The sequence below is a fragment of the Granulicella tundricola MP5ACTX9 genome, assembly GCF_000178975.2.
GTDB lineage: Bacteria > Acidobacteriota > Terriglobia > Terriglobales > Acidobacteriaceae > Edaphobacter > Edaphobacter tundricola.
In genome coordinates, this window is record NC_015064.1 from 14,968 (window position 1) to 27,483 (window position 12,516).

General features: G+C 62.6%; 11 protein-coding genes. 6 read left to right on the forward strand and 5 right to left on the reverse strand.

Annotated elements, in window-relative coordinates; translation table 11 throughout:
• Positions 1-4: 4 nt before the first annotated feature.
• On the reverse strand, positions 5-2,551 hold the full coding sequence (locus ACIX9_RS00065) for an endonuclease MutS2 (RefSeq protein WP_013578433.1): 2,547 nt from the start codon (positions 2,549-2,551) through the stop codon (positions 5-7).
• Positions 2,552-2,617: 66 nt separating this feature from the next.
• Between ACIX9_RS00065 and ACIX9_RS00070 the strand changes: the two genes are divergently transcribed.
• On the forward strand, positions 2,618-4,672 hold the full coding sequence (locus tag ACIX9_RS00070; protein ID WP_013578434.1) for a M13 family metallopeptidase: 2,055 nt from the start codon (positions 2,618-2,620) through the stop codon (positions 4,670-4,672).
• A gap of 373 nt (positions 4,673-5,045) precedes the next feature.
• On the forward strand, positions 5,046-5,576 hold the full coding sequence (locus ACIX9_RS00075; protein WP_157477161.1) for a hypothetical protein: 531 nt from the start codon (positions 5,046-5,048) through the stop codon (positions 5,574-5,576).
• Between the two features lie 116 nt (positions 5,577-5,692).
• Here ACIX9_RS00075 and ACIX9_RS00080 read toward each other — a convergent pair whose 3' ends face one another.
• Positions 5,693-6,379 carry a Rossmann-fold NAD(P)-binding domain-containing protein gene (locus ACIX9_RS00080; RefSeq protein WP_013578436.1) on the reverse strand — a complete coding sequence of 229 codons (687 nt, stop codon included), beginning with the start codon at positions 6,377-6,379 and terminating at the stop codon, positions 5,693-5,695.
• Between the two features lie 117 nt (positions 6,380-6,496).
• On the opposite strand from ACIX9_RS00080, the gene hemB reads away from it, so the two are divergent.
• Together hemB and ACIX9_RS00090 are read left to right on the forward strand one after the other, a co-directional pair.
• Positions 6,497-7,486 carry a porphobilinogen synthase gene (hemB, locus tag ACIX9_RS00085; protein ID WP_013578437.1) on the forward strand — a complete coding sequence of 330 codons (990 nt, stop codon included), beginning with the start codon at positions 6,497-6,499 and terminating at the stop codon, positions 7,484-7,486.
• A gap of 12 nt (positions 7,487-7,498) precedes the next feature.
• Positions 7,499-7,933, forward strand: a complete 435-nt coding sequence (locus tag ACIX9_RS00090) for a hypothetical protein (RefSeq protein ID WP_157477164.1) — start codon at positions 7,499-7,501, stop codon at positions 7,931-7,933.
• 9 nt (positions 7,934-7,942) lie between these two features.
• Here the strand turns inward: ACIX9_RS00090 and ACIX9_RS00095 are convergent, their stop codons facing one another.
• Positions 7,943-8,476 carry a Uma2 family endonuclease gene (locus tag ACIX9_RS00095; protein WP_013578439.1) on the reverse strand — a complete coding sequence of 178 codons (534 nt, stop codon included), beginning with the start codon at positions 8,474-8,476 and terminating at the stop codon, positions 7,943-7,945.
• Between the two features lie 90 nt (positions 8,477-8,566).
• On the opposite strand from ACIX9_RS00095, the gene lpdA reads away from it, so the two are divergent.
• The gene (gene lpdA, locus ACIX9_RS00100) at positions 8,567-10,036 is read left to right on the forward strand and encodes a dihydrolipoyl dehydrogenase (protein WP_013578440.1); all 1,470 of its coding nucleotides are present in this window, start codon (positions 8,567-8,569) and stop codon (positions 10,034-10,036) included.
• Between the two features lie 71 nt (positions 10,037-10,107).
• Here the strand turns inward: lpdA and ACIX9_RS00105 are convergent, their stop codons facing one another.
• Complete coding sequence (locus ACIX9_RS00105) at positions 10,108-10,473, reverse strand: hypothetical protein (protein ID WP_013578441.1); 366 nt, start codon at positions 10,471-10,473, stop codon at positions 10,108-10,110.
• Between the two features lie 52 nt (positions 10,474-10,525).
• The gene (locus tag ACIX9_RS00110) at positions 10,526-11,566 is read right to left on the reverse strand and encodes a hypothetical protein (protein WP_013578442.1); all 1,041 of its coding nucleotides are present in this window, start codon (positions 11,564-11,566) and stop codon (positions 10,526-10,528) included.
• A gap of 111 nt (positions 11,567-11,677) precedes the next feature.
• Between ACIX9_RS00110 and lipB the strand changes: the two genes are divergently transcribed.
• Positions 11,678-12,436, forward strand: a complete 759-nt coding sequence (gene lipB / locus ACIX9_RS00115) for a lipoyl(octanoyl) transferase LipB (RefSeq protein ID WP_013578443.1) — start codon at positions 11,678-11,680, stop codon at positions 12,434-12,436.
• Positions 12,437-12,516: the final 80 nt, after the last annotated feature.

Below are 12,516 nucleotides of genomic sequence, written 5' to 3' on the forward strand. Positions count from 1 at the left end.
CGGGCTATTGCCGCAGGTCTACGAGGGTGGCTCCCTGGCCGCCCTCCTGCTGGCTGGCTTCGGCGAAGGTGGCGACGTGGGGATGGGATTTGAGGAACTCGCGGAGGGTGCGTCTTAGGACGCCCATGCCTGTGCCGTGGACGATGCGGACGCGCTCCAGGCCGGAGAGGAAGGCTTTGTCGATGTAGCGGGAGACTTCATCCTCCGCCTCGGCAGCAGTCCGGCCTATGACGTTGATCTCTCTGGGGGTGTAGTCGGAGTCGCCGAGGGGCGCGCCGCTGGCGGTCTGGACGGTGATGTTGCCGCGACGGCGTGCGGCTTCGGCGGGGGTGACGACCTTGATGACTTCTACGTCGGCGATGTCGGTGCGGGGGACGCGCATCTTCATCTGGCCCATGGAGACTTCAAAGTTGTGCTCGTCGATGACGCGGACGACGGTGGCCTGGCGGCGGAGGGATTTGAGGGTGACGTAGTCGCCGGCCTTGATGGGGGTGAGGGCTCGGCGGGCGAGGGGGGAGGCGATGTCGTTCTTGTCGGCTCCGGCGGTGTGGGCCAGGACGGTAGAGCTGAACTGGTCTGAGAATTCTCTGCGGACGCGGGCCATGCGTAAGGCTGAATCGCGTTGGATTTTGCGGGCGACCGTCTTGTCTTCGATCTCGTTGACGGTTTCCTTGAGTTGGGTCTCGAAGTCTTCGAGGAGGGTTTTGAGTTTTAGTTCGAGCTCTCTTGTGCGCTGTTTTTGTTCGGCGCGGCCTTCGGTTTCGAGGCGGGCTCTTTCCGTGGCTACTTCCTCTGTGCGGCGTTTCAGGGAGACGCGCTCCGAGGTTGCGGCGGAGATCTGGTCGTGGAGTTGATCGAGGAAGGCACCGATGTCGGCCTGCTGGGTGGTCATCTGGGCGCGGGCGCTGGCAATGATGGTGGGGGCCATGCCGAGGCGGGCTGCGATGTTCAAACCGGCGGAGGCACCGGGGACTCCGAGGCGGAGCTCGTAGGTGGGGGTGAGGGTGGCCTGGTCGAAGCCTACGGCGGCGTTGAGGACGCCGGTGTGCTGGGCGGCGTAGACCTTGAGGGAGGTGAGGTGGGTGGTGATGGCGGTCCAGGCGTTGAGGTTGAGGAAGTGCTCGGCTACGGCGACGGCGAGGGCTGCGCCTTCTTCGGGATCGGTGGCGGAGCCTAGCTCGTCGAGGAGGACGAGGGAGTGGCCGTCGGCGTGGCGGGAGATGTGGTCCACGTTGACGACGTGGGCGGAGAAGCTGGAGAGATTGCGCTCGATGGATTGGGCGTCGCCGATGTCGGCGAAGATGGCGGTGAAGAGGGGGAAGGTGGCTTCTTCGGCGGGGACCAGGAGGCCTGCCTGGGCCATGAGGGCGAGAAGGCCGGTGGTTTTCAGGGAAACGGTTTTGCCGCCCGTGTTGGGGCCGGAGATGATGAGTTGGCGGGCTTCTGTCGTGAGGGCCAGGGTTAGTGGGATTGGTTTTGTGGGTTTTCTTTCGGGGGTGTCGGTGGTCCCAACCCAGGTCCGAGAGTCCGGACCTGGGGCACCCAGATTTTCGGCTCTCATGCGGAGTTCTAGTAAGGGGTGGCGGGCGGATTTCAAGCTCAGGCCGGGGGTGAAGGTGGGGGCGGTGCAGTCGAGGTCCTGGGCGAAGCGGGCGCGGATGAAGTGGGATTCGACCTCTGCCAGGATGATGGTGCCGATACTTAAGACGTGGGCTTGTGCTGCCAGGGCTCTTGTCAGGGCTACGAGGATGCGGTGGATTTCGGATTGTTCTTCGTCGAGGAGGCGGACTAGTTCGTTGTTTTGCTCGATGGTTTCCAGCGGCTCGACGTAGACGGTCTGGCCGGAAGAGCTGCTGCCGTGGATGACGCCGGGGACCTTGCGTTTGAACTCGGCTTTGATGGGGATGACGAAGCGCTCGCCGCGGACGGTGATGAGGTCGTCGCGGTCGGACTGGGTGCTTCCCTCTTCGCGGAGGGCTCGGGCGGCGCGGCGGAGGCTGGCTTCGATGGCCCGGTGCTGCGACTCCATGGCGCGGCGGATGCGTTTGAGCTCCGGGCTGGCGTCGTCTGAGAGGCTGCCGTCGGGCTCGATCTTGCCGCGGAGGGTGCGGAGGAGCGGGGCGAGGTCGTGGTAGCTGAGGGGCTCGGAGAGGGCGCGGATGGAGGGGCCGAGGCGGCGGGCGGACTCGGCTGCGGCGAGGAGGGAGCGCCAGGCGGCGACGCGCTCGGTGAGGTTGAGGAGGGTGAGGATCTCGAGGGACTCGAGGGCGGTGCCGTCGATTCGGGCCTTGGCGAGGAGGGCTTCGGGGTCGAAGAGGCCGTGGAAGTCGAACGATCCGCCGCCGGTCAGGAAGGAACGGAGCTCTGAGGTGCGGGTTTGCTGCGCGATAATCCAGGTGAGATCGGTGGAGGGCTCGAGTGCGAGGGTCCAGGCGCGGCCGAGGGGGCTGATGGCTTTGGCGGCGATAAGGGCGCGGAGGCGCGGCCACTCGAGTGCGAGGGAGCTGGATTCAAGAAGCGGGGACGGGATCTGGGGGAGAAGCTGGGTCACTTGTTTATGGTACGGCTTTGCGGCGCGGAGGCGATATACGATGGCTGCACAGGAGAATTTACGTTCATGAAATTGAAGATGGCTGCGGCGGTTCTGAGTTTGCTGGGTGGTGTGGGCGCGGGTGCGCAGGGTACGGTACTGCCGGTGGTGCAGCCTCTGAGTGCGATTCCGTTTTCACCGGTGCTGGATCTGACGAGCCTGGATAAGACCGTGGACCCTTGCGTGGATTTTTATAAGTTCTCCTGCGGCGGGTGGATGAAGAAGAATCCGATTCCGGCGGACCAGGCGAGCTGGAGCGTTTATCACAAGCTGGCGATCGACAATCAGCAGTTCCTGTGGGGGATTCTGAAGGATGACGCGGTGGCGAAGGATCGGACGCCGGTGCAGCAGAAGGTGGGAGATTACTATGCGGCGTGTATGAATACGCCGGCGATCGACGCGCTGGGGATGAAGCCGGTGGAGGCTGGGCTGGCTCGGCTGGACATGATCACGACCCGGGAGCAGGCGGCTCATGCGATTGCGACGCTGCACCACAATGTTGCGGGGAGCTTCTTCTTCGGGTCCGGCGTGGGGCAGGATGCGGTGGATTCCTCGACCGAGATTGTGGAGGTTGGCGCGGGCGGGCTGGGGCTGCCGGACCGGGACTACTACCTGAAGACGGATGCGAAGAGCGTGAAGCTGCGGGAGCAGTACGTGGCTTACGTGCAGCAGTTGATGACGCTGGCGGGTGAGCCGAGCGAGAAGGCCAGCGCGGATGCGAAGGCGATTTTGACGATCGAGACGGCGCTGGCGACGGGGTCGCTGACGGTGGTGGAACGGCGCGATCCGCACAAGATCTATCACATGATGACGCTGGCGGAGCTGGGCGGGCTTGCGCCGGGGATCGACTGGGCGGGGTACTTCAAGACGCAGGGAGCGGGCGCGTTTACGAAGCTGAATGTATCGCAGCCGGAGTTCATGAAGGCGGTGCAGGCGGAGCTCATGACGGAGCCGGTGGAGGCGCTGAAGGCCTATCTGAAGTTCCATATGCTGACGGCTGCCGCGCCTTATCTTTCGCATCCGTTTGTGCAGGCAAACTTTGATTTCTACTCGAAGACGCTGCGCGGCGTGCCGACGATGCCGGCGCGCTGGAAGACCTGCACGGGTGGCGTGGACCGGATGCTCGGCGAGGCGCTGGGGCAGGAGTTTGTGCGGCGGACGTTTTCGAGCGAGATGAAGGCCAAGACGCGGACGATGACGGAGCAGATTGAGGCTGCGATGAAGGGGGAGATCGAAGGGCTGGACTGGATGAGCCCGGAGACGAAGGTGGAGGCGGAGAGAAAACTTCATGCGATCCGGAACAAGATCGGGTATCCGGATACGTGGCGGGACTACTCGACGCTGGAGGTCAAGCCGGATGATTATGCGGGTGACGCGGTGCGTGCGTACCGGTTTGAGGATGCACGGAACTGGAACAAGCTGGGCAAGCCGGTGGACCTGACGGAGTGGGGGATGACGCCGCCGACGGTGAACGCGTACTTCAATCCGCAGATGAACGACATCAACTTCCCGGCGGGCGTGCTGCAGCCGCCGCTCTACGATGCGAAGGAAGACGACGCGCCGAACTACGGGAACACGGGCGCGACGATTGGGCATGAGCTGACGCATGCGTTCGACGACGAGGGCCGGCAGTTCGACGATAAGGGCAACCTGCGGGACTGGTGGACGGCGGCGGATGCGAAGGGGTTCGAGCAGAGGATCCAGTGCGTGCGCGACCAGTATGCGGGGTATGTGGTGGTCGACGACATCCATATCAACTCCAAGCTGACGAGCGGGGAGGATGTGGCGGATCTGGGTGGGACTTTGCTCGCGTACATTGCGTGGAAGAAGGAGACTGCGGGACAGAAGCTGATGCCGATCAATGGATTTACGCCGGATCAGCGGTTCTTCGTCGGGATGGCGCAGTGGGCTTGCGAGAACGAACGGCCGGAGAACCTGCGGGTGAGCGCGGCGACCGATCCGCACTCGCCTGGGTTCGCGCGGATCAATGGGGTTGTGTCGAATATGCCGGAGTTCAAGAATGCGTTTCAGTGCAAGGCGGGGCAGGCCATGGTGCATGTGCCGGCTTGCCGGGTTTGGTAAGGCTCTTTCTACGGTGAGGCTGGTGGCTGGTTGAGGGGAGTGGTTTCTTCCAGCTGCCAGCTGTCAGCCCTGAGCTGCCAGCTTGAGGGTTGCTGACTGTCGACTGGGTGATGGGTACGTTGGCATGGGCGGGAGCGGTCGGGCTTTGCCCGATGCCCACCCTAATCGCAAGAAGCCGCGCTGAGGGTGGAGCACACGACGGTCATGGTGGTGAAATCGGTGAAAACAGGTGGAACTGGTGGGTGGGTGGGTGCGTATTTGATCTTGCGTGCCGGTTAGGTTGGGTGCGGGAGGTTGTGCGATGGTCTGTGCGGCTTGTGGTTGCGAGATAGTCGGCGGGGTTCACTTTTGTAAGGCTTGTGGTGCCCGGGTGATGGAAGATGCTCCTCGGCCTGGCTTTGGGCAGCAGGCCTGGATGCCTTTGGGGGCCGCTGCTGCAGGTGCTGTGCCTCCTCCGCCGCCGTATGCCAGTTATGTCTCGGCTGCAGGGGCTCAGAGGCAGCGTGTGCGGCAGAATGTGCAGCCGCTGGGCATGGCTTGGTGTGTCTGGGGAGCGTTCCGGATGGTGGCGGGGATCGCCGCTTACTTTGCCGTGCATGCGCTGGCGCGCCACGGCTGGTGGGGCGATGGGTCGGATTTTATGCCGGAGGTGTTTCAGTGCCTGCTGCCGTTCATCGCATTCGGGACAACCGTCATGGCGGGGTTATCCGTGTTGACAGGCTATGGACTGCTGACGCGGCGTAGCTGGGGCCGGCCGCTGGCGATCATCATGGCGATACTTTCGCTGATCAAGATCCCGCTGGGCACGGCGCTGGGAATCTATACGCTTTGGGTGCTGGGATCGAAGGCGGGTGGTGCGGAGTATGAAGGTCTGGCGGCTGCGGAAGAGGGGATACGGGTCTAGCGGTAGAACGAGCAACGGCAAGAACAAATACGGAGGTTCTGGCTTCGCCAGAATGACGACGTTTGCCAGAAGACGGGAAAGATATCGCCCGCGCTTACACACGAGCGATGTCTGGGTTACATGCGGGCGATATCGACACTTTCCAGTACGCGGCGGGGCGGGCCTTCCTGGGCCACGCCCTTTTTGGCGAGGCGCAGCATGGCACCGCCGAGCTGGTCGGTGGTGGTGACGTACTTGGGGAAGAAGCGCTCGAAGAGCGGCATGATGGGCTTGAGGATGGAGTAGAAGACCTGGTAGACGGCGGTCTTGGACTTGATGCCGTGCTGGGGGACGATGCCGCCGGGGCGGAACATGAAGGCGGCGCGCAGGGGCAGGGCGAGAAGGTCGTTTTCGGTCTCGCCTTTGACGCGGGCCCACATGGTCTTGCTCTCGCCGGTGGAGTCGGTGCCGGCTCCGGAGACGTAGATGAAGACGACCTTGGGGTTGACGCGGACGAAGCGCTTGGCGACCGAGAGGGTGAGGTCGTAGGTGATGTGGCGGTAGTCGTCCTCCTTCATCCGGAAGGAGGTGACGCCGAGACAGAACATGCAGGTATCGACGGCGGCGAACTCATCGTCGAGGCCGTCCAGGTCGAAGAGGTCCTTGCGAATGATCTGGCGCAGTTTGGGCGAGGGGGTGGGGATGGGCTGGGCGACGGTGCTGCGGGTGATGGCGACGACTTCCTTGATGGAGGGATCGAGGAGGCACTCGCGCAGCGCGCCCTGGCCGACCATACCCGTTCCCCCGAACAGCATTACCTTCATGCAAGAACTCCTGAGATGATGCGACCGGCACAAGAGGCCCGGAAGACGATGATAGCCCTTCCATTGTGCCATCCGAAGATTGGACGCTGGTCACAGTAAACTGGACTTATGAAGGATATGACAGGACACGTTACGCGGATGCGAAGGATGCGCCGGACGGAGGCTCTGCGGAGCCTGGTGCGGGAGACGCATCTGCGCCCGGAAAGCTTGATTTACCCGCTGTTCATTGTGCCGGGTGAGGGTGTGCGGAAGCCGATCTCGTCCATGCCGGGGGTGTTCAATGTCTCGGTGGATGAGGCGCTGAAGGATGCGGCGGAGTGCGTGGAACTGGGGTTGGGTGGCTTGCTGCTGTTCGGACTGCCGCCGGAGAAGGATGAGCAGGGCAGCGGGGCGTGGGACGAGCAGGGCATCATGCAGACGGCGCTGCGGGCGATCAAGCGGGAAAGCGGGCTGAAGAGCCTGGTGACGATCGCCGATGTGTGTCTGTGCGAGTACACGTCGCATGGGCATTGCGGGATCGTGGCTCGGGACGGCGAGGAGTATGCGGTGGAGAACGACTCCAGCGTGCGGCTGATTGCGAAGACGGCTGCGTCGCTGGCGGAGGCGGGTGCGGATATCGTCGCGCCCAGCGACATGATGGACGGACGGGTGGAGGCGATCCGCGCGGCGCTGGACGAGGGAGGGCACCAACAGACTCCGATCATGAGCTATGCGGCGAAGTTTGCGAGTGCGTTCTACGGGCCGTTCCGCGAGGCGGCCGATTCCGCGCCTCAGTTTGGGGATCGGAAGACGTACCAGATGGACGGGGCGAACCGGCGGGAGGCGATGCGGGAGATCGAGCAGGACCTGCTGGAGGGTGCGGATATGATCCTGATGAAACCCGCGATGCCATATCTGGATGTGCTGAAAGAAGCACGGGACCGGTACGAAGTCCCAATTGGGGCATATCAGGTTTCAGGGGAATACAGTATGCTGGTCGCTGCATTCGAACGTGGATGGCTCGAGCGAGAACGTGCGATTATCGAGTCTCTCCTTTCACTGCGACGGGCCGGGGCTGATTTCATCGTGACCTACTTCGCGAAAGAAGCGGGGCGGGCACTGGGGTAAGGGGACACAACGGTGGAGAGGCAGCAGACGTTGAATGAGGTCGAAGAGAGAACGCTGCCGGTTAACCCGAATGGGTCGATCCGAGCACAATGGAGCGCATACCGGATGCGGCGGAATCTTGCACTCATTCTGCTTTTTGGCTGGGTTCCGGTGGCTCTAGGAGTGTTTCTGCTCTCAGAGTTTTGGCTGCAACAGCCCTTCCTGACCCTTGGGGTCATCATCGGGTGGTTTGTTGCGGCGTGCGGGATGATCTGGTGGGCGGGAGAGTTCCGCTGTCCGCGCTGCCGTCGCCGATATGGCGCGGTGGGCTCGCGTAAGGGCGTAAACCTGATCTGGCGGGGACTGTTCGACTCGATCTGCAATAACTGCAAGCTGCGGAAGTTTGAGAACTTCAACTCTGAGGGGTCGAACCCTGGAAGCCTGGACCGGCGGATGGCGCGGGACTAGAGGATCTTTCTAGCGGCCGGCGGCGAGATCGTCGTACTCACGGAGGATCTCGGTCCAGGAGAGCTCGATTGGGGTCCCGCTGACGTTGAGGTTATCTGGGGAGGGCTGCAAGACTCCAGATGGGCTTGGGATGAAAGCTTCGCGGCGGACGGGGTCAAGGACCCAAACCTGCTGGACCCCCATAGCGAGGTAATCGTCCGTGCGCTCCTGCATGTGGCGCAAGGTCTGTCCTGAGGAGATTATCTCGACGCAGAGGATGGGTGGGATGTGGACGATGGGGTCGGCTGGGTCGCTGGCAGCGATCAAGCAAACATCGGGGATGCGGAAGCGGGTGGCGGAGGTCTGGACCCGCTGCTCCGGCATGGGAAGGACCTTCCAGGCACGGCGGTTGGAGTAGAAGATGGCTGAGAGAGCCAGTTGCATAAGAGAATGCGGACGCTCGCCCCTATTTCTTTCCTGAACCTCTCCGTCGATGTAGTCGCAGTCCGGGTCGTAGCTGGTGGAGAGGTACTGCTCTACGGGGATGAGCACGGGCGTTGCCATGAATTCAGTATGCTCCGGGCTGTGCTTGACGTGAAGAGTAAAATTAGATCTGTTTGCCATGCAACGGCATAGGCGGGATGGAGAGCGGCTTTGTCAGATACGATTTTCGATTTAGTGGTGGTTGGCGGCGGACCCGCCGGGTATACCTGCGGCATTCGCGCCGCGCAGCTTGGCCTGAAGGTCGCGCTGATTGAGAAGACGGATAAGCTGGGCGGCACATGCCTGCACTGGGGCTGCATCCCGACGAAATCGCTGCTGTTTTCAGCCGAGATCTGGGATCACCTGAAGCATGCCGCGAACTACGGCATCGACAACGTGGACGCGCCGAAGCTCAACTGGGACAACCTGATCAAGCGTAAGAGCGACATCACGAACAAGCACACCAAGGGGCTTGATTTCCTGATGAAGAAGAACAAGATCACGGTCTTCCGTGGACACGGCCGCCTGACCGGACCGGCCAAGGACGGCATCCACACCATCACCGTGACGGACGAAGATAAGGCCTCCGGACGCGGCAAGGATGCGCAGGCTGAGGGCTATACCAGCCAGAAGGTTGATGAGATCAAGGCGAAGAAGGTGGTGCTCAGCACCGGCTCCGACGCTCGTATGCTGCCAGGCTATAAGGCCGACGACACGATCCTGACCAACATGGAGATCCTGACGCTGCCGGCGATGCCGAAGTCGATGGTGGTGATCGGGTCCGGAGCTGTGGGGGTTGAGTTCGCTTCGATCTTCAAGAGCTTTGGCGCGGAGGTCACGATCATCGAGGCGCTGCCCCGCCTGGTGAATGCCGAAGACGAGGAGATCTCGAAGGAGTTGCTGAGGCTCTACAAGAAGCGCGGCTTTGAGGTCTTCCTCAGCGCGAAGGTGGAGAAGATCGACAAGAAGGACGGCGGTGCGGTGGTCACGTTTACGGACTCGACCGGCAAGCAGCAGACCAAGACGGCGGAGAAGGTGCTGGTGGCTGTGGGACGCGCGCCGCGCACGTATGACTGTGGGCTGGACAAGGTGAACATTCCGCTGGATCGCGGCTTCATCATGACCAACGAGTGGATGGAGACGACGGAGCCGGGGATCTATGCGATCGGCGATATCGTGGGCGGGCTGCCGCAGTTGGCGCACGTCGGCGCGATGTGCGGCGTGGTCGTGGCGAGCAAGCTGGCCGGCAAGTATGCGCGGCCGGTGAATCGTCAGCGGATTCCGGGCTGCACGTACTGCGATCCGCAGATCGGCTCGGTTGGGCTGACGGAGGCGCAGGCCAAGGAGAAGGGCTATCAGGTCAAGGTGGGCAAGTTCCCGTTCGTGGGGAACTCCAAGGCGACGATTCTGGACTCGCACGACGGCTTTGTGAAGGTGGTGTCCGACGCCAAGTACGGCGAGGTACTGGGAGTCCACATCATCGGACCGCAGGCGACGGAGATCATCGCGGAGTGCGTCACGGCGCTAGAGCTTGAGGCGACGGTGGAAGAGATGATGTTCACGATCCACGCGCATCCGACGCTGAGCGAGAGCCTGCTGGACGGCTTCTCGAGCGTTGAGGGTATGGCGATCAACGTCTAACTATGTGCGGCAGAACAAAGGGTGCCTCAGCTGGGTTATGCGGAGGCACCCTTTTTGTTTGCGCCGGGTCTTCAGCCTGTGGCGAGCGAGACGACCTTGTCGATGGCGCTGAGCACGGTGCCGGCTTCAGAGACATGCGAGGCTACGGCCTGGATCTGCTTCTTGAGGGCGAGCAGGCTCGCGTTGGTACTGTTGATCTGCTGCTGAAGAGCTTGGAAGAGGGCGTTGTTGGCCTCAATGCGATACAGATTGTCCTTGGTCAGGATGTTCCCGACGTTGGTGCTGACGTCATTGAGCGCCGCAAGGAATCCGGGGTCTGTGGTGTTTTCGATTAGAGCCTCGTTGGCATCGTAGAGAGCCTGGTAGGCAGCCCTGACCTCCGGGGTCAGGGGGATCGCGACGGTTTGGGCGGGTGGGATGGGGGGCTGGATGGTCAAGTGTCTTCTCCGGGCTCTCTGGATGGCGCAGGTCGATCAGGACGTGGCAGGGCTAAAACTTTCCGAGATTGCTGCCGGCCGCCTCAAGCTCGGAGAGCTTGTCTTTGAGCGACTCGGGATTGTTGTCCTGGGCAGCGGCGGCAAGGGCGTGGTGGGTCATGGCAAGCTTCACGACGGAGGCCTTCAGCGCGGTCAGTTGCATATCCGCGGAACGCTGCTGGCGAACGATCTCCGGAAGCTGCATGATCTGTTCGCGACGCACGCCGGGATCGATTGCAGGGTGTTGAGCGTCCATCCCGGCGCTGCGCAGGAAGAGCGTCTGGGTATTGATGATGTAGTTGAAGTCGAGCTGCTCCTGGCTCTGAAGGGTGTCAAGATCCTGTTCGAGAAGCTGGCAGAGCGCGGTGACGTTGGGATCCATCGTCTTGACGATGGCGGGGAGCTGGCTCTTGATCTTCTTGCTGACGAGATATTGGCCGAGCGCATTGACCGCGGTTTCGATTCCGGTTCTCACGGCAGGAGAGATGGCCGGCGTAGGGGTCGTCGAAAGGGAGGAGGTGGTCGACGTGGTGCCGGGTGTCGTGGTGGTGACGATGGTCTGGGTCGCGGTGGTGGAGGCGATTCCGAGGGTGTTCTCGATGGAGGGTGCGAGCGAGTTGCCGAGTGCGCTGAGCCCTTCGCCGGCGGACCTGGAGGCGGCGTCAAGCTCGGGCGAGTCGGTGTTATTGGTGACTTCGACGAGCGAGCGGCTATAGGCCTGAAAAGCTGCCAGGACGGACAAGCGGATCTCTATGTCGTGATCGTTGAGGAGCGGCTGAATCTTGCGTGGGTTGTAGACGGGAGAGGCTGCGTCGAACTGCTGGGCGGCTTCATAGTTTTCGCGCAGATCGTGGATGCTCTCCGCGGAGTTATACGCGACCGCCGCGCCGTCCACGACGGGTGCGGTGGCAGCCGAGAGGGCGACGGCATGCTTGTTGAGAGGGGAGAGGCAGCCGGTCGTGCAGAGGGTGAGGCCAAGCCCCAGTACGACCACGCAGCCTGACGCAGCCCGGCCAAGTTTCTCCACAGTGCGGCGTTTCAGCTTGTTTTGCATGAGGCATCTGAAACCCGGCCCATCCGTTTGTCAAGGCAAAATACGGGGTGGTCCGTTGCTTCGACGGAGCGGGTCTGGCCATAGGCAAGTCGTTGCGTTCAAAATAGAAGCATGTTCTTTCACCTGCTCTCACCTGGACGAATCTCCTATGCGGAAGGGCTGGCCATGCAGCAGCGGGTCTCCGCGGCGCGCAAGGCGGGTCAGGTGGGCGATACGCTGATCCTGCTGGAGCATCCTCCGGTGCTGACGCTGGGGCGCAACTCGAAACGGGAGAATGTGCTGGCTACGGATGCGCTGCTCGCCAGCAAGGGCGTGGAGCTGCATGAGGTGAACCGCGGCGGCGATGTGACGTATCACGGGCCGGGACAGCTGGTGGGGTATCCCATCGTCGATCTGCGCGGCGACCTGCCGGGCAAGAAAGGACCGCACCTGGGGCCGGTGGACTTCGTGCGGCTGCTGGAGGAGGTGCTGATCCGCACCTGCGGGGAGTTCCGGGTGATGACGCAGCGGGTCAAGGGCAGGACGGGTGTCTGGACGCTGGCCAACGGCAGCCTGGAGGAGCGCAAGATTGCGGCGCTGGGGGTGCATGTCTCGCAGGGCGTGACCACGCACGGCTTTGCGCTGAATGTGACGACGGATCTGCGGGACTTCGAGTGGATTGTGCCGTGCGGCATTACGGACCGGCAGGTGACCAGCCTGGAGCTGGAATCGCCGCTGGAGCCTGTGCCTACGCTCGCCGAGGCGCTGCTGTGTACCTCGCGCAACTTCGGCAAGGTCTTTGGGCGGCAGGTTCTTGCGGCGAACTCGCTTGAGGCGTTGCTGGCGGACGGCGCGGCATCGCATCTGGCTGAGACGGCAGGCGTTCCATAATCGCCCACGCCGGCCAGTTTTGCACCGCAAGTCTTATAATCCAGTGGCGCAGCTTTGCAATCTCCAGTCCGGAATCCGGA

Coding starts and splice junctions, on each gene's coding strand:
- ACIX9_RS00075 (WP_157477161.1), top strand. CDS start 5,046: ATGGAAGATGCTCCTCGGCCTGGCTTTGGGCAGCAGGCCTGGATGCCT.
- ACIX9_RS00095 (WP_013578439.1), bottom strand. CDS start 8,476: ATGGCAACGCCCGTGCTCATCCCCGTAGAGCAGTACCTCTCCACCAGC.
- ACIX9_RS00070 (WP_013578434.1), top strand. CDS start 2,618: ATGAAATTGAAGATGGCTGCGGCGGTTCTGAGTTTGCTGGGTGGTGTG.
- ACIX9_RS00110 (WP_013578442.1), bottom strand. CDS start 11,566: ATGCAAAACAAGCTGAAACGCCGCACTGTGGAGAAACTTGGCCGGGCT.
- ACIX9_RS00080 (WP_013578436.1), bottom strand. CDS start 6,379: ATGAAGGTAATGCTGTTCGGGGGAACGGGTATGGTCGGCCAGGGCGCG.
- hemB (WP_013578437.1), top strand. CDS start 6,497: ATGACAGGACACGTTACGCGGATGCGAAGGATGCGCCGGACGGAGGCT.
- lipB (WP_013578443.1), top strand. CDS start 11,678: ATGTTCTTTCACCTGCTCTCACCTGGACGAATCTCCTATGCGGAAGGG.